Origin of the sequence: Arenibacter troitsensis (genome assembly GCF_900177645.1) — a bacterium.
Lineage (GTDB): Bacteria > Bacteroidota > Bacteroidia > Flavobacteriales > Flavobacteriaceae > Arenibacter > Arenibacter troitsensis.
This window is the reverse complement of the sequence record NZ_FXAO01000006.1, coordinates 150,026-174,348: the sequence shown is the minus strand read 5'-3', so window position 1 is coordinate 174,348 and position 24,323 is coordinate 150,026. Positions and strand designations below refer to the sequence as shown.

12 protein-coding genes are annotated in these 24,323 nt (G+C 37.7%); 9 read left to right on the top strand and 3 right to left on the bottom strand.

What is annotated here, in order from left to right; translation table 11 throughout:
• The first annotated feature begins 273 nt into the window (after positions 1-273).
• Together B9Y87_RS14670 and B9Y87_RS14665 are read left to right on the top strand one after the other, a co-directional pair.
• A complete protein-coding gene (locus B9Y87_RS14670; RefSeq protein ID WP_085499730.1) occupies positions 274-1,302 on the top strand; it encodes a sterol desaturase family protein in 1,029 nt (342 codons plus the stop codon).
• Between the two features lie 340 nt (positions 1,303-1,642).
• Positions 1,643-2,767: a DUF4185 domain-containing protein gene (locus B9Y87_RS14665; RefSeq protein ID WP_176225644.1), complete on the top strand. Its 1,125-nt coding sequence runs from the start codon at positions 1,643-1,645 to the stop codon at positions 2,765-2,767.
• Positions 2,768-2,966: 199 nt separating this feature from the next.
• On the opposite strand, the gene B9Y87_RS14660 is transcribed toward B9Y87_RS14665, so the two are convergent.
• The 3 genes from B9Y87_RS14660 to B9Y87_RS14650 all read right to left on the bottom strand — a co-directional run bounded on the left by B9Y87_RS14660 (position 2,967) and on the right by B9Y87_RS14650 (position 11,452).
• Complete coding sequence (locus tag B9Y87_RS14660; protein ID WP_085499728.1) at positions 2,967-6,320, bottom strand: VCBS repeat-containing protein; 3,354 nt, start codon at positions 6,318-6,320, stop codon at positions 2,967-2,969.
• A gap of 98 nt (positions 6,321-6,418) precedes the next feature.
• Positions 6,419-8,269, bottom strand: a complete 1,851-nt coding sequence (locus B9Y87_RS14655) for a RagB/SusD family nutrient uptake outer membrane protein (RefSeq protein WP_085499727.1) — start codon at positions 8,267-8,269, stop codon at positions 6,419-6,421.
• A gap of 9 nt (positions 8,270-8,278) precedes the next feature.
• On the bottom strand, positions 8,279-11,452 hold the full coding sequence (locus B9Y87_RS14650) for a SusC/RagA family TonB-linked outer membrane protein (RefSeq protein ID WP_085499726.1): 3,174 nt from the start codon (positions 11,450-11,452) through the stop codon (positions 8,279-8,281).
• Positions 11,453-12,632: 1,180 nt separating this feature from the next.
• Here B9Y87_RS14650 and B9Y87_RS14645 point away from each other — a divergent pair.
• The 7 genes from B9Y87_RS14645 (at position 12,633) to B9Y87_RS14615 (ending at position 24,273) form a co-directional block, all read left to right on the top strand.
• A complete protein-coding gene (locus B9Y87_RS14645) occupies positions 12,633-13,655 on the top strand; it encodes a LacI family DNA-binding transcriptional regulator (protein WP_085499725.1) in 1,023 nt (340 codons plus the stop codon).
• A gap of 196 nt (positions 13,656-13,851) precedes the next feature.
• Entirely contained in the window at positions 13,852-17,031 is a 3,180-nt protein-coding gene (locus tag B9Y87_RS14640) for a SusC/RagA family TonB-linked outer membrane protein (RefSeq protein WP_085499724.1), read from the top strand.
• Positions 17,032-17,045: 14 nt separating this feature from the next.
• Entirely contained in the window at positions 17,046-18,518 is a 1,473-nt protein-coding gene (locus tag B9Y87_RS14635; protein ID WP_085499723.1) for a RagB/SusD family nutrient uptake outer membrane protein, read from the top strand.
• 253 nt (positions 18,519-18,771) lie between these two features.
• Complete coding sequence (locus B9Y87_RS14630; protein WP_085499722.1) at positions 18,772-21,645, top strand: glycoside hydrolase family 38 N-terminal domain-containing protein; 2,874 nt, start codon at positions 18,772-18,774, stop codon at positions 21,643-21,645.
• Positions 21,646-21,653: 8 nt separating this feature from the next.
• Positions 21,654-22,049, top strand: a complete 396-nt coding sequence (locus tag B9Y87_RS14625; protein ID WP_085499721.1) for a hypothetical protein — start codon at positions 21,654-21,656, stop codon at positions 22,047-22,049.
• A gap of 22 nt (positions 22,050-22,071) precedes the next feature.
• Positions 22,072-22,776, top strand: a complete 705-nt coding sequence (locus B9Y87_RS14620) for an RraA family protein (RefSeq protein ID WP_085499720.1) — start codon at positions 22,072-22,074, stop codon at positions 22,774-22,776.
• Between the two features lie 39 nt (positions 22,777-22,815).
• Entirely contained in the window at positions 22,816-24,273 is a 1,458-nt protein-coding gene (locus B9Y87_RS14615; protein ID WP_085499719.1) for a sugar porter family MFS transporter, read from the top strand.
• Positions 24,274-24,323: the final 50 nt, after the last annotated feature.

The following is a 24,323-nucleotide window of genomic DNA, read 5'->3' as shown; positions in this document are numbered from 1 at the left end:
TATTTAATACAGTGGTGCCGGGAATATCATCGGCAATAAAATAACTACTAAAATGAGTTGGTAAATTTAAAGTTGGTAAGAGTGGATGGGTCCAGTTATGATTCAATTAACTAGTACGTAGTTAGATGGGGAGTTGAAATTACCACTCTTAAGGTTGTAGGAAATGAAGGGTACATTCCAACTATAAATTTAAAGATTTCACATTAGTCTTAATCAAAATTTGGCTCTAGCATTTTTAAGTTAGCACAATTATCAATTGCAATATTTAAAATTATGGAAGTTTTAGAAACATTATATAATGAAATCATTCGATTCTTGGGAGTATCGCAGGCTTGGGACCTTCTGAAATCTGGTGATTATGCCGCCTTTAGGACTTATGATGGAATAGTCTCCTTAATCTACCCTATAATTCCGTTACTTTTGTTATTGGAGTTAATTCTGGGTTTTATTTACAAAAAACCTCAGACCAAAGTATATAAGGTCAATTTCCTAATTTACATTTTCAATAGGTTTGTGGGCAGGTTTATAGCGATAGCAATGGTAACCCTTATTATTGGATTATTGCAACCTATTGCCCCATTTCAGACCAAATTAACTTGGTATTGGTTCATTTATGGATATATTGTTTGGGAGTTTGGACATTTTCTCTATCACTACTGGGGCCATAAAGTTAGGCTTTTTTGGTGTCTTCATTCAACACATCATGCTCCGGAAGATATGAATCTGTCCGTTACCCATGCCCATTTTTTCCTCGAAGCGCCATATGCCGATACCATTCGCACTACGGTATGTATTTTATTGGGTGTTCAACCTGAACTGTTGTTTTTAATCATGTTCATTGATGGTACATGGGGAGCGTTTATCCATATAGGAGAAAACTTTTTAAAAGATGGTAGGCTTGGTTTTTTGAATAATATTATATTGACCCCTTCGCACCACAGGGTACACCATGCCAAAAATCCATTGTATATGGATACCAATTTTTGCAATCTGCTCAATATCTGGGATAAGGTTTTTGGCACTTATCAAAATGAAGAAGAGAGCATAAAATTGGAATATGGTATAACACGTGAGATGAACTCAGGCAATTTTTTTGATGTCTATTTTGGTGAAATCGTTTGCTTGGTAAAAGATGTAATAGGCGCCCCTGGCCTAAAAAATAAATTGCTGTACATTATAATGCCTCCAGGTTGGAGCCACACAGGAGATCACAAAACGGCGAAAGTAACACGTGATGAGTTTCGACGAAATGAACTTAATTTGGATGTTCAGTTGGATGTACAAGTAATGGATGGAGAGTAGTTTAATCTACCAGTTTCAATTGAGATACGATACTTTAACTGAGTAGGTAATACTAAAAACTTATTTAGAATGATTCTCTTGTTACTGTTGGACGAGTTCTACTTTTGGTTTGGTTCATTTACTTGCATGAATATCATTTAAGGATGGTTGGTCGTTATGCAGCTTCTGTAGTTGGTTTATTTCCAAATCTTAAAAAGTGAATTTTGATTTAGGTCTTCGGTGTCGCTTTTTCTATATTCAAAAGCATCAACTAATAACATATTACACACATTGATTAATTTGTATTTTCATTAGGGATAATACCATAACCATGGCTTTAAAACACTTAAATTGGACCGTAATGAAAATATATATTTTAACTTCTGTTGTTAATGCCCTATTAATGGTATCCTGTTCTCCCAACAAAAAAAGCAACACGACACAAAAAAAGTGCGTCCTTTTTCCCAGAGAAATCTCTGCAGCTAATGATTTTGAAAAGTTAGTCATGGTGGATAGTCTTGGCGTTACTGGTGCTGATGGGGTAATTTCCTTTTCACTGGATGATAGTACATCTATATTCATGATGGGAGATTCATTTTTATCACCTGTCCAAAACAAGAAAAGAGATATCAATAGTCCAATGGTCAACAATACCTTTATTGCTGTAAATAAGAGTGGAGAGACTCATACTGCATTATACCAAGGGACTATGGCCAATCCTGACGCTTTTCTCAAACCTATTAACGGAAATCCCGATGAATATTATTGGCCGGGTCACGGTTTTGAAAGCAATGGGAAACTACATGTTTTCATGTCTCGTTTTTTACATGGTGACGGGGCTTGGGGGTTTGAATTTTCCGGTACAGATTATATTACCTTGGACGCTAAAACTTTTAGGGTTATTTCGCAACAAGACTTACCTTATTCCAACCTAAACAATGTGCATTATGGACATTCGGGAATTCATACCAGTAATTATACTTATATCTATGGCGCATGGAGTAGCAAGGACTCAACCGCCCTTCATGTAGCAAGGGGGAAACTTAACAGGAATACCGATTTACTAGATTCTTTTGAATTTTTCGATGGTAAGGGCTGGACTGCCGATCCGATTGCTAGCGCACCTTTAATTGGAGTAGTGCAACCGGTACCGGAGCAGTTTTCTGTGTTTAAATATGGGAATCTTTTTATTTTGATTCTACAAGCGAGGGAATTGGCCAATGGAAATATTTATTCCTATATATCCAGTACACCGACTGGCCCTTGGCGCAATGAGAGATTACTTTACCATACTACGGAACAAGATAACGTAAAGGATGAGGTATTCACGTACAATGCCATGGCACACCCACAGTACATAACTGACAATAAATTATTGGTGTCCTATTGCGTAAATAGTTTTGACGTTTCAAAAATACATAAAGTAAACACGGACTACTATCGTCCAAAATTCATTTGGGTACCCATGGAAAGGATTTTGGAATAATAGCCATTAGTTGGCTTACATTTATTTACAGCTACAAGATGGCAATAAAAAAGAAGCCCGCCATAAAACATGTTTTAGACGGACTCTTTAAAACTAACTCAAAACCACTAATAGTATGAAAATTAGTGATGCCTTCAATTCCATTTATTATCCACAGGCAATAATGTGATTGATCAAAATCGCTTTAATGGATCAGGAATTATAATATTTTCAGTAATTGTAGATAATCATTGTTCTTTGCAAATAGAATGCCAGTACTTCCGTTGGCCAAGCGTAATTTTTTGACTGATTTGACTTCTCCCTTAATCATTAAGCCAGTTTCATAGGGCATGGTGCTTTTTAGTCCGCCATTTCCGTCTCCTAATAAAAGCCCCCCATAGCCAGCATCCCCTCTTGGGGTTTCAACCTCCGATCCATATAGGTTTCCGGCATAAATGACATCTAGATTACTATCTTTATTAATATCATGGGTTGCCATAGAGTTTATTGGCGCTATTTGAGCCAAATTATCCATTGGGTGAAACTTAAATTTCCCATTCCCAATATTTTCAACGTAACTATGGGCAAAACTCTTTATTTCGTAGTGTGTGGATTTTTGCAAATGTTCAGTTGAATATATCTCTTCAAGACTAGCAGTAGCAAAGGAATGGTAATCTTTGAATTTGGTTTTGATTGCAGGAATCTGTTGTGAGGAGCATTCTCTGCCACGTACAGGTATCTGGGTGCCTTTTTCTATTTTGCTCAGTACAATATCATTTTTCCCATTGTTGTCATAATCATAGGTATAGAGGCTAAAAGGTTCATCTTCATGGGCTTGGTATTTGTAATTTTCACCTAAATTGCCCATAATAAAATCAATGTCCCCGTCCTTGTCAAAATCACAGCTAGTCATTCCAAACCACCAACCAGTGGTATCCGCAAACCCGGCCGAATCACTTTTGTTTACAAACTTTCCATTTATATTTTTAAGATATGTTATGCCCATCCATTCTCCTATAAGTACTAAGTCTTTTTTGTCATCCCCATCAATGTCTATCCATTCTGCCTGAGTCACCATTCCCAAATTACTAAGTGCTGGAGCTATTTCTTCGGTAACATCCACAAATTTGACTCCCTCTTTATTGCTATCGTTTCTTAGAATATAACTTTTTGGAGCGGCAGGATAGTTTCTTGGGGTAATTCTTCCTCCAACGAATAAATCTATATCGCCATCATTATCATAATCTGTGGGAACCACTGTCGAACCACTTGTGGTCATAATGGGAAGAGCCTGGTCATCTTTAACGAAGACACCAGCTCCTTTATTAAGGTAAAATTTATCCTGGTAATATTTGTTTTCCTTTCCGTATTCGTTACCTCCGCAAACGACGTACAGATCTAATAACCCATCACCATTGGCATCAAAAAAGGCAGAACTAACATCCTCTTGATCCTTATCCATATTCCACACATTGTCTGAAAACTTGGAAAAAGTACCGTTAGTATTTTGTTTAAATAGCGCACCTGGGGACCTATTGGCTCCGCCTATATAAAAATCATCCAGGCCGTCATTATCTATATCCCCTACTGCTAAGGCAGGACCATATTGTGATATTTTGTGTGGTAAGAGTACCTGATAACTAAAATCGTCAAAATTGTTTTCCTCATGTTTGTATTGCAGCCCTACTTTTTTGGTTATATCTTCAAAATAGGATGTTTTCTTAATTGATTCTGTACCTGACTTAGGATTTGAAGCATTTATATAGTTAACGGTTAAGAGTTGATTTGCACTGATATCATTTAATATTTCTTCTTTGCCGTCTTGCCACAACACTTTTACTTTTTTAATATTTTCTTTTGTACCAACACCAAAATGCGCTATTGGTTCTACGGAAGATTGGAAACCTCTAGATAAGGTCATTTCTTGAAATTGAGTTTCGCCATTATCCTCAAGCCATATTTTGCAACCTAATCCAAGCGCATTGGTTTTAGGTCCTTCAAATTTTATTCTTAAATAATTATTTGTCTTATTATCAGATGTTTTATTTTCATAAACTACACTTGTGTCATCCAAATTATTCAACACCAAATCCAAATCTCCATCATTGTCCAGATCAGCATAAGCAACGCCATTTGAAAAGCCATTATAGTTTATTCCCCATTCTTCCGAAACATTGGCAAAAGTTAAATCGCCATTATTTTTAAAGGCAAAATTGTCTATTTTTTCCGATGGTATTTTTAAGGTAAGATCTAAGGGGTTTTCGTTTTTAAAATTCTGAAGTGCATCACTTCTGAAATAATCACTATTGTTTATATCCCTTCTCACCCCGTTTGTAACATAAATATCCTTTAAACCATCATTATCAAAATCTGCAAAAATAGAAGCCCAACTCCAATCGGTAGAAGAAACACCAGCTATTTTGGCAATATCTCCAAAATGAGGGAGTCCAATGGAATCATTTCCCATGTTCAATTGCAATGTGTTTATGGAGTATTGGTAATGCATATCATGATCCACCATGTTATAGAATCTTTCGGGATCCATACTATCCATATTTTCCTTTGCCCTTCGGTGGCTCTTGGGCATCATATCCACTTGGTAAAGATCTAATAAGCCGTCATTGTTGAAATCCGCTACATCAGTTCCCATTCCGAAATAAGAGGTATGGTTGGTCAAATTTAGATTTTGGTCTGTAAAGGTGCCATCTTTATTATTGATCAAAAAATAATCTGGGGTACTGAAATCATTTGAAACATAGATATCTGGCCAGCCATCTTGGTTGTAGTCCCCAACAGAAACGCCTAAAGACAACCCATATTTGTTTAAGCCTAATTGTTGTGTAACATCTGTAAATTTATTATTACCATCATTTCTATATAAGCGATCGCTCTTGTCATAAGGTGCATTATAGCGAAAATTTAAAAAAGCGCTAATACTAGTTCTTGAACTGACCAGAGGGTAATTAACGACATATAAGTCTTGATCGCCATCCAAATCATAATCAAAAAACACGGCTTGAGTACTATTTCCTGTATCTGCTACTCCATATTCTTCTGCGGCTTCTGTAAAGGTTGGTATTTCACCATGTTTTGCGTCATTAATATAAAGTAAATTTTTAGTTGTAGTCCATTTTCCGGATACGCTAACGTATATATCCAGCCAACCATCTTCATTGGCATCGCCCATAGTTACTCCTGTAACCCATCGATCATCTCCTCCAACATTTGCTTCTTGGGTAATATCTTCAAATGTCAAATCTCCTTTATTCAAATAGAGCTTATTCTCAGTCATGTTCCCTGTAAAATAAATATCCGGTAAGCCATCGTTGTTAAGATCACCAATGGCAACACCTCCACCCATATAGATATACATATACTCAAAATAATTTATGGAATCATTCTCTTGAAGGATATTGGCGAAATGTATTCCGGAATCCGCAGCACTTATTTTCTCAAATAATTTCTTATCAGGCCGGTTTTTAAATTCCGAACAAGAAATAGTGAAAAAAAAGAATGGCAAAAACATACAAACATATATGTATTTACACCAAAATAGATTCAAAGATTTATCCATTATTATAGTAATTTTCACCTTTAAGTAATCTTAATTTTTAAAGCACCGATATATAAATATCGGCGCTTTAATATATTTAAACCACAATTAATAATGGCCTATTGGTAACCTGGGTTTTGTTCAATTCCCGTTCTGTTGATTTCATCCCTTGGAATGGGTAATAGATAGTAATAGTCTCCTGGCCATGGCTCTCTTTGTTCAACAATAGGGCCATATTCAAAGCTAAGTTTTCCTCCGTCCGACCAGTCTTTGGTAACCGATTTTAAACCATTGACTGGATTGATATCTATGTTTCCGGGACCTGCTTTCCAGCGCAATAAATCCCAGAATCTATGGTCTTCCAAAGCAAGTTCAACAGCTCTTTCATTTCTATAAACCTTTACCAGTTCTGCTCCACTTGCAGTAATTGGAGGCATGTTGACCGATGGTCTTGACCTGACCATATTAATATAAGTTCTGGCCCCGTCTTCATTGCCCAAAGCTATTTGTATTTCTGCATAATTAAGATACATTTCAGCTAACCTAATAAACGTGCTAACGTTATTGTATTCATATTGGGTGTCAGCTCTAGGACCATCAAAATCCAACAATTTATTAAAAATATATCCTGTTTGAACATTCCAATGAAATGGCGTACGTCCTTCTACCCAATATGATCTGGAGTCACGACCAAAGTCATACAATACCTGACCATTTATAGGGTCGACCTCAGTAGGATTCTCATTTGGAATATTGGGATTGGCATCCTCCCAATATTCATAGGTCCTTTGTGTACTTCTGCCTCCATCCACGAGGTTTACTGGAGCATCCGGATAAAGGATATTAAAATAAAACCTTGGATCCCTATTCACAAACGGATCCTGGGGGTCATGACCAGAAGCTGGGTTTAGTGTAAAGTTCTCATCCAAATAAGGATATTCTCCATTAGTCATTTGGTGCATATTCACAAAGCGCTGTGTTGGTACTTGTTTTTGTTGGGCGTCAAAACCGGCTGGCCAAAAATCGTAATTATAGCCCCAAGCAATACCGAAGGCGACTGATTCAGTTCCGTTTTGTATTGTATATTCCCGTCCGAAAATCACTTCATCCGTCTTTATAGGTTTTCTTTGAATTGCTTCATGGTCGGGATGCAAACTATAGCCTAGAGCGAAAACGGCTTCATGAGCAGCTTCTGCTGCCTGCCACTTTGAAATATCGTTGGAGGGATTGTTCAAAGGACTAGCCATATACATTAATAATCTTGCTTTTAAGGCCAAGGCAGCACCTTGGCTGGCCCTGCCGGTTTGCATATCTTCTCCTGCCAAAAGCTGGGCGCTTCTGTCCAATTCGTCCAAAACAAATTGTGCTACCTGGTCATAAGTTGACCTCGTAACAGGGGTAGATTCAGATTCCTCCAAAGCCACTGATGTGGTCAGCAAAGGTACCCCGCCAAAGTGACGTAAAAGTTCAAAATATATATATGCCCTTTGAAACGCAGACTCTCCGGTCAAAACTCTTAACCTATCCTCGTTCAACTCTGTACTACCTTCTGTGTTTTCAAAAAATACATTTATTCTTCTTATATATTCATAAGAGTTTTTCCATAAATGTGTACTGCCATTGTTATCTATGACTCTTGTGAAATTCTCGACCACATCGGGAGAAAGATTACCTTCCCTATAGGATACTGCGGAAGAGCCGTATTGTATGGTCTGATCTTGGAAGGTGGCAATATCAGTTAGGCCTTCGTAACCTCCGGCATCCGGGTTAAATTGTTGGCGAATACCTCGGTAATTGCCATTAACATAATTTGTCAGAAACACTTCGTCTGTAAAAACTGCTGTTTCACTGATACGGTCCAATGGTGTTAATTCCAGTATATCATCATTACAAGAATTTAGACCAATCGTTACACTTGATAAAAGTGTTAGAGCTAAAAATGTCCTCGTACTTTTAATTAAATTTTTCATATCTCGTTTTTAAAAACCTACATTTAGTCCTAAATTGATGGTACTCAACTGCGGAAAATTAAAATTGTTCGTAAACTCTGGGTCACCACGTTCATATTCGCCTAGTGCATCAAAAATTGTCAAAATATTTGTTGCGCTAACATAAAGTCTGAAACTTTCTAAACTCTTTAGTTTCTCCAAAGCTTTATCGGGAAGACTATAGCCAATGGACATCTGCTTTAACCTTAAAAAGTCAGCATTACGATACCAAAAATCACTACTGACCCCACCATCTAATCCAGTTCTTCTTATTCTTGGGAATTCGGCATCAGTATTGCTCAAGCTGTACGTTCTATCTACAAAATATGCTAAATTATTACCGCCTCCAGAAGCATTAAATTCATTATTTACCGTCTTTTTTACCCTACCTTGACCTTGAAGCAACATACTCATATCAAAGTTTTTATAGTTGGCTACAATATTCAGACCGTATTGAATTTCTGGAAAGGCTTTGGCGTCATATCTATACCTGTCGTCTCCATTTATAGTGCCATCTCCATTTAAATCGGCAAAAATTAGGTTTCCTAAACCTGCACCTGGATAATTTACATTATTGTCCAAATCTTCTTGACTTCTATATATTCCAATGTATTTATAGACTAATTGGGAGTTAAGAGGTTTGCCTTCAAGTTTTTGGAATTCCGAACCTTCTGCGGGGGGCACCTCGTCAAAAAATTCTATTCTGTTTCTTGCATAGGTTAAATTACCAGTGATGCCAAAGTTAAAACCATTTCTATTATCGTAGTTATAGGTTACTTGGGCATCAACACCCTCATTGAAAAATTCACCAATGTTCTCGCTGGGGGGTAAAATACCGAATACATTTGGAATTGAAGAGTTTCTTGCCGCCAAAATATCTGTTGTATTCTGTTTAAAATAATCAAAGGCAAATCCCAATTTCCCATCAAATAAAGATCCTTCTAGACCAATATCAACGCTTTCAGTCTTTTCCCAGGTAATATTGGCGTTTGGTGAAACACCGGGAACCAAGGTCTGTACATCTTCACCGCCAATGACATATCCTCCTGAGTTTCCAGAAAGGCCAGATGGAAAACCAAATGCCTGCAAAAATTGAAATGGGCTTACCCTATCATTCCCTAATATACCCCAAGATCCTCTTAGTTTTAAGTCACTGAATACCTCTGGGATAAAGGATTCTTCAGAAAGACGCCATCCTGCCGATGCTCCAGGGAAAAATCCAAATCTATTTCCTTTGGGAAAGATACTTGAGCCGTCATATCTAAAGTTGAACTGAAAAAGATATTTGGAAAAGGCAGAATAGGATAACCTCCCAAAATAGTTTTGCCTAGAGGTTTCAGAGGCAGATCCGTCAGTTTTCCAGTTGTCTTGGTTAAGACTACCCGCGAATAATTCGTCAATTGCGGCAGATTCAAAATTAAGTCTACCGGCTTGGAAGAAATTACCTGCACCCTCATTTTGTTCATATGCTACGAAAGCTTTTAGATCATGATCTTTACCAAATCTTTTTTCATACTCCAATCTAAAGTTTACTGTAGTTTGGTTGGATTGTCTAAAGGTTTGAGTAAGGCCCGGGGGCTCAATAGTTCTGGAATTTCTTTGGACTGGTTCTCCATTTTGATCCAGTTCATACCAGTTCCAAGTGAAGTTGAACTCTTTTTCCGCCCAATACGCCTGATCATAGGCGGCAAATCCTTTAAATGAAATTCCTTCTGTCAACCAGGGCATTTTTAAGTCCCAATTAAGACTTGCATTAAATACGTCGTTGTTAAATTTGCCATAACCTGGGCTAGTAACCCTAGCGGCGGGATTAAATTCTGAATAACCTGATGTGGGAAAATTGGAATCCCCATTAATGAATGCTGGTAACAAAGGGCTAGTTACGGCAAGCTGATTTCCGACACCACCCGTATCCCCTTGAGGTCGTTGGGTATATTTACGCCTTCCGTGAAGGTCAAATTGCACTTTGAAATTATCAGTAACATCAATATCCAAATTAGATCGGAGGTTGTATTGTCGCAATTGCGTTTTATCATCATTAACAGCCAATGCCCCTTGTCTGGCATGTCCAAAAGAAGTAAAATACTTGACTCTTTCCGATCCACCACTAACATTTAGCGAATGTCTGCTCTGTGAAAGAGATCTGCCTCCTATTATATCATCCCACCAGTCAGTTGATTCTCTGGTACCATTTTGGAAGTTATCAATCAATTCTTGGGGAAATCCAAGTGGTCTGCCATCCAACTCATCTGCAGTGTTATTGATATTCATAAACTGAAGGGCATTCGCCACACCAAGTTTACCTATAGGCCTGGAAAAACCTTGGTCAGTAGTATATTGAAACTTTGCCTTTCCTGTTCTACCCCGTTTTGTGGTGACCAAAATAACACCACCCGCAGCTTGAGCACCATAAATAGCCGCAGAGGCATCTTTTAAGACCGATATGCTTTCAATATCTCCACTATCTATACGGTTTAAACCATCCGGATCTCTATTGGCAACTCCGTCTATAACAATTAATACAGGAACATTTCCATTAAAGGTGCTAGAACCGCGAACTCTTAATACGGAATCATCGAAACCTGGAGCAGAACCACTCTGAACAACAAAAAGCCCAGGAACTTGTCCTTGAAGCGCGTTGGAGGTGGAAATAGCAGGTGTCTGCTTTAAAACAGGACCTGCCAACTGGGAAACCGCATTGGTTACTTCAGCTCTAGTTTGAGTACCGTAACCAATAACCACCACTTCATCTAAAGATGCGGCATCTTCCTGAAGTACTACGTTTATTTTAGTGGAACTACCCACAACAAAATCTTTGCTTACAAACCCGATGTAGGATATGGTCAGAGTAGCGTTTTGAGATACATTAATGGTGAAATTCCCGTCAAAATCGGTTTGTGTACCATTTGTAGTACCTTTTTCCACCACCGAGGCACCGGGTAAACCAATACCATTTTCGTCAACCACTGTACCTGTAATGGTAGATTGTGGAAAGCTTGTGGAAATTACATTTGAAATTTTTATTACGTCAAGGTCATTTTCAATCGTGTTTGATAGTAATGGGTCATTCGCATGAAGTGCCGAACATAGAAACAGTAACAGTACACATGCGTAAAGTGGACAACCAGTGGCCGGCCATCGTTGTAGCAATAATTTACATTTCATAATTTTTAGTTTGATTAGTCATCTTTTTCAATAGTTTAGTTGTATTACTTCCTCGTGGTCAACCTATCAAGTTAGTTAGGTTTTAAATTGTCTTAGGTTTTCATAATTTTCGATTTAGGTTATTAATGAATATATAGGAACACTAACCCACAATTAATCCTATTACATTCCTTATAATTAAGAAGTACCTATGTCTTAAGAATTAATAGGAACGGTTGTGTTTCATTATAGTAGGGAAATATTATGCTATGCAATTTTTTCCTTTCTTGTTTTCTGAATTATTAGGTTTTCTACTCTAGGCTAAATAAGATATATTCAGGTTGATTTTATTTGGAAAAAGAAAAATCATCCACTTCTTATTAAGAAGGTCACTACAAATTTATATTATCTGTAGCCATGAATATTATGTGTTATTTTCCAGATTTGAATGAATATTAACTATTATTAGGTGTCTAATATTGAGTAATTATTAGTTATATGGTTATTCTTTTATTTAATTATTAAAAGGAGGAAAAATACGTAGGAGAAAAAAAATGTAGTACTCTTCTGTTTTTTTATAACTCGGAAGAGGTTTACTACTTTAAACACAGTTTATTTCTGAATGAAAGGGGGGAAAGAATAATTAGGTTAGTAATTCAATACTATTTTAAACATGTAATAAATGGGTCGTGGCAATAAGTAGATCATATTTTTGTAGAGTTTTACATTTAGATACATTTAGATACAATTAGAGCATACTGTATTCTGTATCATTTTGTTAAAAATTATTACCGGTTTTTCAGGTCTATGATTTATATAGCAATTTTACTCATTTACGAGACCATGTAAAGATGAAGAACTATATATTTGTCATATATGTTTATGACTGTATGCTGAACTAATTTATTTAATATTCTTCCATTTAGCAGATGTATTGATAATATTCCAAGGTATTCATTATCAATTTTGGAGCTTAGAAATTGATTATATCACAAAAAAAATGCCTTATAAATTTTATTTTCTAAAAATAAATATGTAATATTGAAATTCCTAAACCGCTTTAGTTAATTAATGTCGAACCAGGATTTAGTTGTTCATATTGGTTAAAGCTATAGCAAAATAGGCTTTTAAAGGTTAATCGGAATTGGTGAAAAAGTATGTTCCGGTGGTTATTGCTAAACCGATTTAGTTCTTGTTAGTTATGAAGAAAGTTTTCCTAAAAGATATTGCAAAAAAACTGGATGTTTCCAAAACGGCAGTGTCATTGGTTTTGAATAACAAAGGGGATGAAAACAAAATTAGTCAGGAAACTCAGAAAAAAATCATCGATTATGCCAAGAAGCATAATTATGTTCCTAACCAACTTGCCCGTGGTTTAAGTCGAGGGAAAAGTGAGACCATAGGCCTGATTATTCCTAATATTTCAGATACGTTTTATTCTAAAATAGCGGGTTATGTGGAGTTGAAAGCGAAAAATCTTGGATATACCGTACTTTTTAGTAGCTCCAATGAGGATCCGAAAAAGGAGGCTGAATTAATTCGGTCAATGCTCAACCGGCAGGTTGAAGGACTAATTATCGCATCAACGCAGCAGAACCTAAAAGAGATTGAGTCATTAAAGGAGGATAAATTTCCTTTCGTATTGATAGATAGGCACTATACCGATAGCGAAACCAATTATGTAATTGTCGATAATTTTAATGGGTCAAAAACTGTGACTGAACATTTATTGAAGTTGGGTAGGCGAAAAATTGGATTAATAACATTAAAACCAGGATTGGAGGCTATTAAACAAAGGTTGCTAGGTTATCATAGTGCCTTGAATGATTATAATATTGAATTCAATAAAAATCTCGTTCTGGAATTGAGCACGGAAAATTATGAAGATGAAATCAAAATGGCAATTGGAGAATTATTGAAATTCCCCAATTCAGTAGATTCCATCGTGTTTTCAACACATTACCTTACTTCTGTTGGTCTAAGAGAACTTAAAAGGTTGAATGTAAAAGTGCCTCAGGAGGTGGCTATAGTCAGTTTTGATGAATTAAGTGCTTTTGATTTAGTAGATCCACCCATTACTTCGGTTATTCAGCCAGTAAAAGATATGAGTAACATTGCAGTGGAAATATTAATAAATGAAATTGAGGGAATGAAAGAGAATATTGAAAATACAAGAATACTTGATTCCAAACTTGAAATAAGAAAATCATGTGGGACTTTTTAATACTTGAATTTAACTAATTATTTTTTAAAACCACATAACTAAACCGATTTAGTTTAACTAAAATGTGATTAATATGAAAGCTGAAATAGCAAAGAAAGGTGCACCACCCTGACAAAAGGGAATCACCATGTTAATATCTGAGACGCAACAGGTATTAAAGAATTGAAAAGCAGTAACTAAAACCAAAATGTGAATTATGAAAAAAATGTTTAAAGCCCTCCAAAAGGGAATTTGTCCGCTCTTTGCCTTGGCATTTGTATGTGCCGCCCCTAAGGCAATAGCTGAAGAATCTACTATGTTGTTGAATTATGGACATATAGATTTAGAATTAAGGAATGACGCATTATTTAATGAAAAGGAGATTGTTCAGGGATTTAGTGTTACCGGAACAATAAAGGATACAAATGGCACTCCATTGGCTGGTGCCAGTATTGTTGAAAAAGGTACGGTTAACGGAACTCAGGCTGATTTTGATGGTAATTTTGCTATAACGCTATCCTCAGAAAGCGCCATATTAGTCGTCTCCTATCTTGGGTATGCCGGTCAGGAGATTAATGTAAGTGGAAAAACAAGTATTGCCGTAGTATTGGAGGAAAGCTCGTCAAGCTTGGATGAGGTTGTTGTAATTGGTTATGGTTCATCTAAAAAGTCTGACCTTACTGGGGCGGTTGCAACCATAGGCGCTGAAAAGATCCAGGAAAGGATTTCTATTAATCCCTTGGATAACCTACAAGGTCAAGTGGCAGGGTTGGACATCTATAATAGTTCGGGTAGACCAGGAGGAGAGATGAGAGTTACCATTCGTGGTAAAGGATCATTAAACGCTACTAATGAACCATTGTATGTTATTGATGGTATAATAGGTGTGGACATAGCATTGGTCAACACTAATGATATTGAAAATATAACTGTACTCAAAGATGCCTCTGCCACAGCTATTTACGGGTCCCGAGGAGCAAATGGTGTTATTATCGTTACTACAAAGAAAGGTAAATTTGGCAGATTGACAGTTGATATTACCTCCAATCTTCAGGTATCAAGACTTGCCAACAAACCAGAAGTACTTAATAGTACCGAATATTGGAAAGACTTAAAAGTAAGACTTGATGAAGATCAGCGCGCTTTGGGTGCAGGTGATGGGTCATTTGTAGCTGATTACCCTGGTACATACCCAAGATTATTTACTGATGATGGAACTCGTTTTGGAGCCCCAAGATATGACACCAATTGGTTGGATGAATCAACTAGAACCGGTTTTTCCAAGCAGTATTTTGCGAACGTTAGGGGAGGGGGCGAAAATTATAACGTTTCCCTTTCGGCAGGTACTCAGGATGATGAAGGTGTCTTGTTAAACACCTTTTTCAAGAAAAACACCATGCGGTTCAATGGCGACTTTCAAATTAATGACTGGCTGAAAATTGGAGGAGCATTGGCATACAGCGATACGAAAACCAACATTGTCGATAACTGGAGAATCGGTGCCGATAATATTACTATGGCTACCTTATTTTACTTACCTATTTACCCAACAAGATATGAAGATGGAACCTTGGTAAATGCCGATGATTTAAAAAATGATTCTGGCGGTTGGGATATATGGTATGGGGCAACTCCAAAAGATAGATTGAGTTCCTTGGACCAGATATCTTTTAGAAGGCAAGTTACACGCAATATTTTTACCGAAATCGATTTCACGGATAATCTTAAATTAAGAACTTCCTATTCTTTACAAGATTATAATTTGGAAGGTAGAAGGTCTGTAGCCAGTCGCTTGGATACATTTGTAAATAGAACTTCGGCAGCCTTGTCCAATGAAAATTCCAGTCAATCACTTTTGGAAAACACCTTGACATTTAACCCCGAACTAGATGAAAACAATGTTTTAGGTGTAGTTTTGGGTACGGCTAGACAGGAAAATGAGCAATTTGGATCAAGTTTACTTGCTCAGGATTTTGATGAATTTTTTGGTTTTTATAATGTAGCCCAAGGAACTGCCGAACCTGTTGTAAACAGTTTTTTCAATAGGTATACTACAGATTCCTATTTTGGAAGAATTAACTACAGTTATAAAGATAGATACCTGCTAACAGCTACCGGGCGCTATGATGGATCTTCACGATTTGGGGAAAATAATAAATATTCCTTTTTTCCTTCAGCTGCTTTAGCTTGGAAAATTTCCAATGAAGCTTTTCTTGAGGATTCAGAAGCAATTAGTGACCTTAAGCTAAGAACAACCTATGGGTTTACGGGTAATGATGGTATAGGCAATTATGCACGGATTGCCAGCCCTGGAGTTCAGAACGTTGTGTTTAACAATGAAAGGGTAATAGGAACTTCACAGGGTACCATAGGGAATGATAATCTTAAATGGGAGAAAACGGAAGAGGTAAATTTGGGATTGGACTTTGGCTTGTTCAATAGAATTAACCTAACCGCAGATTATTACACTAGAACAACCAAGGACCTGCTGTTCAACGTTCCTATTGCGCGGTTTACTGGGTACTCCTCAATACTTTCAAACGCAGGATCTATAAAGAATAGCGGTATTGAATTGTTGTTAAGCACTACCAACGTTAGAACTGATAATTTTTCATGGAGCAGTTCCATCAATTTTACCAAAAACGTAAATGAAATACTTTCTCTTGGAACAGAGGATAATGATATTTTTACTGCGCCTATCTGGTGGAATCAGCAAGTTTTTCGTGTAGGAGAAGCTGCAGGGTCATTCTGGGGATATAATCGTTTAGGTACTTGGGGTACCAATGAAGCTACAGAAGCGGCAGAGTTCGGTAGAATACCGGGCGATATAAAGTTAGAGGACAAGAATAATGATGGTTTACTAAATTTTGAAGATCAGCAGATTATTGGCAGTGGACTTCCGGATTACACAATGAACATTGGAAATAGCTTTTCTTATAAGAATTGGAATTTGAGTGTGGATATTCGTATTAGTCAGGGCAATGATATATTGGATCACTCTATAATTCTTTTTGTAGACCGTATGGGCTATGGTAACACCTATAAAAAGTTTTTTGACCAAGCCTGGACTCCAGATAATCAAAACACTATGTATCCAAGGGTCAGGAAAAACATTACCAAATTTGATGGAGCGGACTCAGGCCAAGTATTTGATGGTAGTTTTATTAGGGGGCAAAATTTGAGCCTTTCATACAACTTTGATTCTTCCGTATTGGATGTACTTAATTTGAAGGCAGCCAGAATATATTTTAACCTACAAAACTTTTTCATAATCACGGATTATCACGGTTATGATCCAGAAGTAAGTTCCTTTGGTGGACAGTTTACCGAGGGGATTGAATTAAACGGTTATCCGAAAGCCTTAACTATGAATATGGGAATTAACATAACCTTATAAATAATTTAAAAGTCATGATAAAATATAAGATATTAATAATTGTTTGTTGCATATTTTTCTCTTGCGAAGATTTCTTGGACGAGGTTCCAAGATCTCAAAAAACAACTGTAGGAACATCACTAGTGGACGCTCAACAGTCCGTAAATGGAATATATGCCTTTTTGAGGGCACCCTATAATAAATCGGGTTATGCAAAGATGGTTTTTTCCATTTTAGAAGTTAGTACGGGGGCAATGAAGCCTGCCATAGGCACTCAAGATACGGATATGGAGGATGCTTATAAATTAATATATAGTTCAAGCAACTCCAGCGCATCATCATTCTGGAGTACATACTATTCTGGTATAGAGGCTGCAAATATTGCTATTGCTTCCATTCCGGCAATCACAGATACTGAATTGACGCCGGCAATTTCCAAGGCCTTATTGGGAGAAGCCCATTTTTTAAGAGCGTATTACTATTTTGAACTGGTTCAATTATTCGGAGATATCCCGCTAAATATTGTCCCTTCAACCTCATTGGAAGATGGAACCTTGCCAAAATCTAGCGTACAGGAAGTTTACGAAACCGTAATTCTTCCGGACTTACTATTTGCTGAAAGCGCTGGTTTGCCCGACACGTCTACAAGTGGGAGAGTTACCAATGGTGCAGTGAAATCCTTGCTGGCAAAGGTATATTTAACCATGGCCGGAAACCCTCTAAATCAAACAGACAAATATGCACTTGCGCGGGACAAGGCCACCGAGGTAATTACCGCGGATTGGTATAATTTGTTCGAATCCGATGGTTCATTGACCTGGTTTGATAAATTAAACAATCCGGCTTTTGATAATACCGGTGAAAATATATTCATGGTGCAATATGAAGGAGGATCTATTGCATCTTCCATTTCCACCTATTTCACACCCTTAGGAGGAGAAGAGATTACCAATCAAAGCTTACATTTTGGAGGTATGGAGCCAGAGGTTGATTTTATCGATACTTATGAGGCAGCGGATATAAGAGGACAAAACCAAGGATTCTTTTTCAATGAGTTTGATGGCGTTACTTTTAATAATTCGGTATACAAATATTTTTATCAAGAATTTAGAAATTCAAATGGATTGTCCAGTAAAAATGTTCCATTGATAAGATATGCAGACATATTACTGATTTATGCCGAGGCCCAAAATGAGGCATCTTCGGCTGATGCATTGGCTTATGATGCAGTAAATTCAATCCGTCGCAGAGCAGGATTGGCAGAAGTTTCTGATCTAAGCAAAGAAGAGTTTAGGGAAGAAGTATGGAAACAACGTTTTTGGGAATTCCCTGCAGAAGCAGGTTTAATATGGTTTGATCAAAGAAGAATCGGCAAGTTTTTTAACGGTAGCACCTTTACGGACTTAGTAGGTAGTACCCTGCCAAATGGAAGTACATTCACTGTTGACAACCTGTATTTCCCCATACCTCAGAACGAAGTAGTGCTTAATCCAAATTTGGGCGATTAGATAGGAGTGAGGGTTAATGGTTTTATTGTGAGTTAGTTGAGTTAGTTTTATAGAACAAGGGTGGTTATTACAACGGCCATCCTTGCTTACTCATGATGGGATCGAAGTAATTGCCTCGTTATTAAAGATGTATTAAAACAAATAAATAGAAATTAAATTTTAATATATTAAGAAGAAAGTCGAAAATTATATAGGTGGTGAACGAATGATATTAGTACGCTGCCGGTTTATTTAATTTAATCAATTATTGAGAATGAAGAAGTATTTGCAATTATTTGTTTTTTGTTTGTTCACTGGATCTTCCTTTGTACTTACGGCCCAAGGACAGCGAACCTTGGCCATCCAATATGTAAAGCCATATGAGTATGTGGACTCGGATAACAATCTGATGGCCAAAGCATATCTTACCGGTGAGAACTCCAATTCCTATAAGACTATAGTTTTTGAGAGCGGAAGGACTCTGAAAGTTGAACAGAAAGATGGAAAGGCATGGGTCTGGCTACCTGTAATTGGAGAGCCGGAAATGATAGAAATCACGGCCAGAAATAGCAAATTAAACCAGGAACAACTCTTTACCCCTTTAGTTACCTCGGACTGGGGTTATTTCAAGGAAGGTACTTTCCATATAATTTCATCCTCCCATCAGGATATAGCCTGGATGGATACCCCGGAATATTGTATGCATGAAAGGGTTAACGAGATAATTGCCCCCGCGTTGGACATAATGAAATCTGACAAGGATTACTATTTTGGAATGGAACAAGCCTTGAATTTAAAGGAGTTTGTTGAAGCACATCCAGAAAGAAAAAATGAGGTAATAGAACGTTACAAGGAAGGCAGGTTTACCTGGGGAGCAACATATAACCAGCCTTATGAAGGTATGCAGATGGGCGAACAGCTCATTAGGGAAATGTATTTCGGTAAGCTCTGGATCAAAGAGAATTTTGATGGGGTCGAGGAAGAAACCGCCTTTAATACAGACGTACCAGGAAGGACCCTTCAGTTTCCCCAAATTTTGGCGAAATCTGGTGTAGATAACCTTTTCGTGTCCAGAATGAGGGAAGGTTTTTATGATTGGCATTCACCGGACGGTTCTTCAGTACTTACATATACTCCTGGAAATTATGGTTGGGCCGCCATGTTTTATAAGCTATTTGAGGAAGATGCTATCGAGGCCCTGCACAAAATCCAAAATAGGGTTAAAATGTGGAGCGATTATTATAAAAAACACAATTTGCCCCCGCATTTTGCAATAGTACTGAGCAACGACGCTTCTGGTCCTGTAGATTATGGCCATGTAGTGAAGGAATGGAATGAAATTGTGGCCAAGACAGGGACCAATATACCTACTTTAAGACATTCTACGGTAACCAGCTTCCTTTCAGAAATTAAACAACCGGGAGCCAAGTTTGAGAACCTGGAGGGAGATCGCCCCAATATTTGGGCATATATACACGGCCCAGGGCATCACAAGGCTATAACAGCTTCGAGAAAGGCGGGTAGGATTCTACCTTCAGCGGAAATTTTTGGCACTGTGGATGCATTGCTAAACAAAAGTTTTGATCAATATCCAACACAACGATTATCAAAGGCGTTTGAAGAATCTATTTATCCAGATCACGGATGGGGAGGAAAAAACGGTCACATTACCGATAGTATTTTTAAGGCTAAATTGGAGTTTGCCGCCGATGAGGCCGATGTACTATTACAGGCATCGCTAAATTCCATTGCTGAAAAAATAAAAACAAAAAAATCCAATGGGATTGTCGTGTATAACGATCTTTCTTGGAAGCGAAGTGGATTGGCTAGTGCAAAAATAAACAACGCAACTTCATATTATCTTGTAGATGATAAGGGGAATGTGGTTCCTTCCCAGACAAGTACCGGGAACAAGGACGAAATACAATTCTATGCAGCTGAGATTCCTTCCTTGGGATATAAAACCTTCTATTTAAGGAAAGGAAAAAAGAATCCTAAGGTCAACAAGTCGGTAGCACCAAATTCCTTGACAAATGACTATTATACCATGCACCTCGGAAAAGGAGGAATTAGTTATTTATTTGATCATAAACTGGGATCGGAAATACTGAATACTACGCGTTTTTCGGGCGGTGATATTTTAGCAATGGGGTATAATGGCAATGGTGCCGGGGAATTTACCCAAATGACCGAACCCAATATGGAGGATTATGACAAGATGAGCAACCATAGTGGTAATTGGGAAATAGTGGCCGATGGCGCAGTGTATACTGAATACGAAAATAAGGCAAAGTTTAAGCACGTATCTACGGTAGCCCAGAGAATTCGGGTATTCCATCAGGAGAAAAAAATAGATTTCTTTATAGATTTCTTGAATTGGGATGGTACACACAATAGGGAGTTTAGGTTTGCAGTGCCACTGAACATGGAGGATTCCAAGATTAAATATGAGGTGCCTTTAGCAATAGCTGAAGTAGGAAAAACCGAAATGAAGAATGCCCCGGGGGGTTGGGCATGGGGCGGAACCTACGATCAAAAGCCCGTAACAATACATCCACGTGAAGTGATGAACTTTATCGCGGCCGAGAATGAAGATTTTACCGTAACCATGGCTACCGATGTAGCTTTGGCCGATTGGATAGACCCTACAAGAGAAGCAGTGGATTATACCGTTCTACAAGGGATTTTGATGGCTTCACATAAAAGTTGTCACGGAGAAGGCAACTGGTATCATCAGACTGGTGACCATCATTTTAAGTTTTCTTTGGCATCTCACAAGAAGGATGAAAGTACCTCTTTCCAGTTTGGAACAGCTTCTAACCATCCCTTAAGAACGGTATTGAAGCCTAAATCCAACACCAACGGAGATCTGGCTCAAGAAATGAGTTTTTTCACTGTTTCGGATCCAATGGTACGCATCAGTACTATTAAAAAGAGTGAGAAAAACAATGATGTAATCTTACGGCTGGTTGAAATGGAAGGGAAAGATAAAGAACCTACTATAGAATTGGCAGTGCCTTTTAAGCAGTTGGTTAAAACGAATTTAATAGAAGAGGAAGAAAGCAAATTACCTTCAACAGGTAAAGAATTTAAGGTGAATATAGGTCATAATGCCATTGACACCTATAAACTAATCTTCTCCGAATAACGATCATTATGGGACTTATTGAAAAGATTTCAAATGAAAACGCGGGATTACACCCTGTATTGGTTAAGGATAGCTGGCAGGTGACAAAGATGAATTACTCCCAAGAATATATGGTGGATAAAGTAGATTCCCTCATCATCAATGTTAACCAAGGCTTGGCCATCTCCTTATTGTCCGGTAAGGCTGTGTTGATCATTCGCAAGTTGGATGAAAACGAGCCAACCCTAGAAGCTATAACAATGGTAAGGGGAACTTCGTATTTAATACCTGAAAATGTTGGGTATAATCTTATAATGGAAAAGGGGAGCCAACTTATTGGTGTTGAAGGGTCTAGTACCCACTCTGAAGTAGGTAGGAGAATACCATTGACCAATAGGGAAGTTGAGATTTTAAAAAAAATGTAAATAAAGAATTTATTAGTTAAGTATGGAAACAATCGCACCCTTGTGGAAAAATGATGACGAGCTATTTAAAATAGCCAAAGAAGAATTATTTGTTGCCCTAGTAGGTGATATTTTGGATACCCTAGGATACCAGCATCAATTTTTGCCTCCAAATATTAAACCCCTAAATCCCGATTTCGTGTTAATCGGGAGAGCAATGCCCGTATTGGAAGCTGATGTATTTGAGGAATCAGTGCAAAATACTAACAATCCGTTGATGAAAAAGCCCTTTGGAATCATGTTCGAAGCCTTGGACGACCTTAAAAAAAATGAGGTGTATATCTGTACTGGTTCATCACCAAGGTATGCCCTTTGGGGAGGCTTAATGAGTACCAGGGCAATGAAACTTAAGGCTGCTGGAGCAGTAATGGATGGCTACTCTAGGGATACCAACGAAGTACTTAATTTAAATTTTCCCACATTTTCTTTTGGGGGTTATGCTCAAGATCAGGGACCGCGAGGCAAGGTGATCGATTATCGTGTTCCCATTGAAATTAAAGGAACGAGAATAAATCCTGGAGATATAATTTATGGGGACAGGGATGGGGTGTTGATTGTGCCTAAGGAAGTTGAAATCAAAGCATTCATGGGCGCTATCGAAAAGTCCAGAGGTGAGCAATTGGTTAAAAAGGCCTTGGAAAACGGAATGAGCACTGTTGATGCTTTTAATAAATTTGGAATTATGTAGCCGTTCCAAGATTGGGATGCATTAATAGAAAAATAATTTATGAAAACTAAAAAATCCAACTATTTGTTGGGAATAAGCTTTGTCTCAACCATTGGAGGTTTTCTCTTTGGTTACGATACCGCAATTATATCGGGATGCAATACTTTTTTGGAACAGCATTTTAATTTATCGGCTGCAGAATTAGGTTGGTTGGTTTCGTCGGCATTGTTGGGAACCATTTTAGGTTGTGTAGTTGCTGGATTTATTACGGACAGATTGGGACGAAAAAAAGCTTTGATCATAGCTGCGATTTGCTTGACTTTTTCGGCATTTGGTTCTATGTTACCCCCGCAGTTTTTGGGTGATCTGGATCAGGCATATTGGCTCACTGCTGACGAAGATCTAGCGTTTACATTTTTAATTTTAGTCCGTATAGTAGGAGGGATTGGTGTAGGCGTAACCTCAGTAGTCGCTCCCATTTATATTTCAGAGCTTTCCTTGCCCCAAAATAGGGGTAGAATGGTGTCCTTATATCAGTTGTCCATAACCTTAGGTATACTTTTGGCTTTTTTAGTGGATTGGTTAGTGTTGACCAATGCCGGAAATGCTGCCGGAGTAATTTCCAACGAACCTTCTGGATTTTGGCAGTGGCTTTTTGTGAATGAACTTTGGAGAGGTATGTTTGGTACGGAAATACCCATTGCCCTTTTATTCTTGATTTTACTATTCCTAGTGCCGGAAACACCAAGATGGCTCATTTCTAAGGAGCGATATGATGAGGCAGAAAAAATTATGGAAAAAATCAATGGAAAGGAGTATGCACAGATACAAATTGCAGAAATAAAAGAGGTGGTAAAAGAGGAAAGTACAGGGATCAAGGAATTATTGAAACCTTATTTAAGGGTGCCACTTTTAATAGGAGTATTGTTGCCCATGTTTTCCCATTTAAGTGGGATAGCGGCCATTATGTATTTTGCTCCGAATATCATTAATGAATCCATACAGAGCGTGGAGAGCTCCTTTTTAGGGGCCGTATTGGTAGGGGTGGTCAATAGTGCATTCACTTTCGTTGCAATTTTAAATATTGAAAAATTCGGACGTAGAAAGCTGTTGCTTGTTGGTGTTGTTGGAGCGTTTATTTCTCTGACGAGCGTGGGGATTTTGTTCGCAATAGGATCAAAATATGTAATTATTCCTTTATTGATGTATGTAGCTAGTTTTGCGTTTTCATTCGGACCCATCGTTTGGGTGATTATCAGTGAAATTTTCCCTACACGCATACGTGGGTTGGCAGTTTCCCTAGGTAGCTTCGCTTTAATGGTTACCGGGTTTTTTATCACCTTGACCAATCCTATTTTAATAGAACAAATTATGCCTTCGGGTACCTTCTTTGTTTATGCGGCTTTAACCTTACCGGCTATTTGGTTTATTTGGAAATATGTACCCGAAACAAAAGGAAAGACCTTAGAGGAAATTGAAATGTATTGGCGACAGGACAAGAGAAATAATAGAATATAAATTAAAGACCTACGATTTTCTAAAAGAGGTCGTGTTGGGTTGTAGGTATT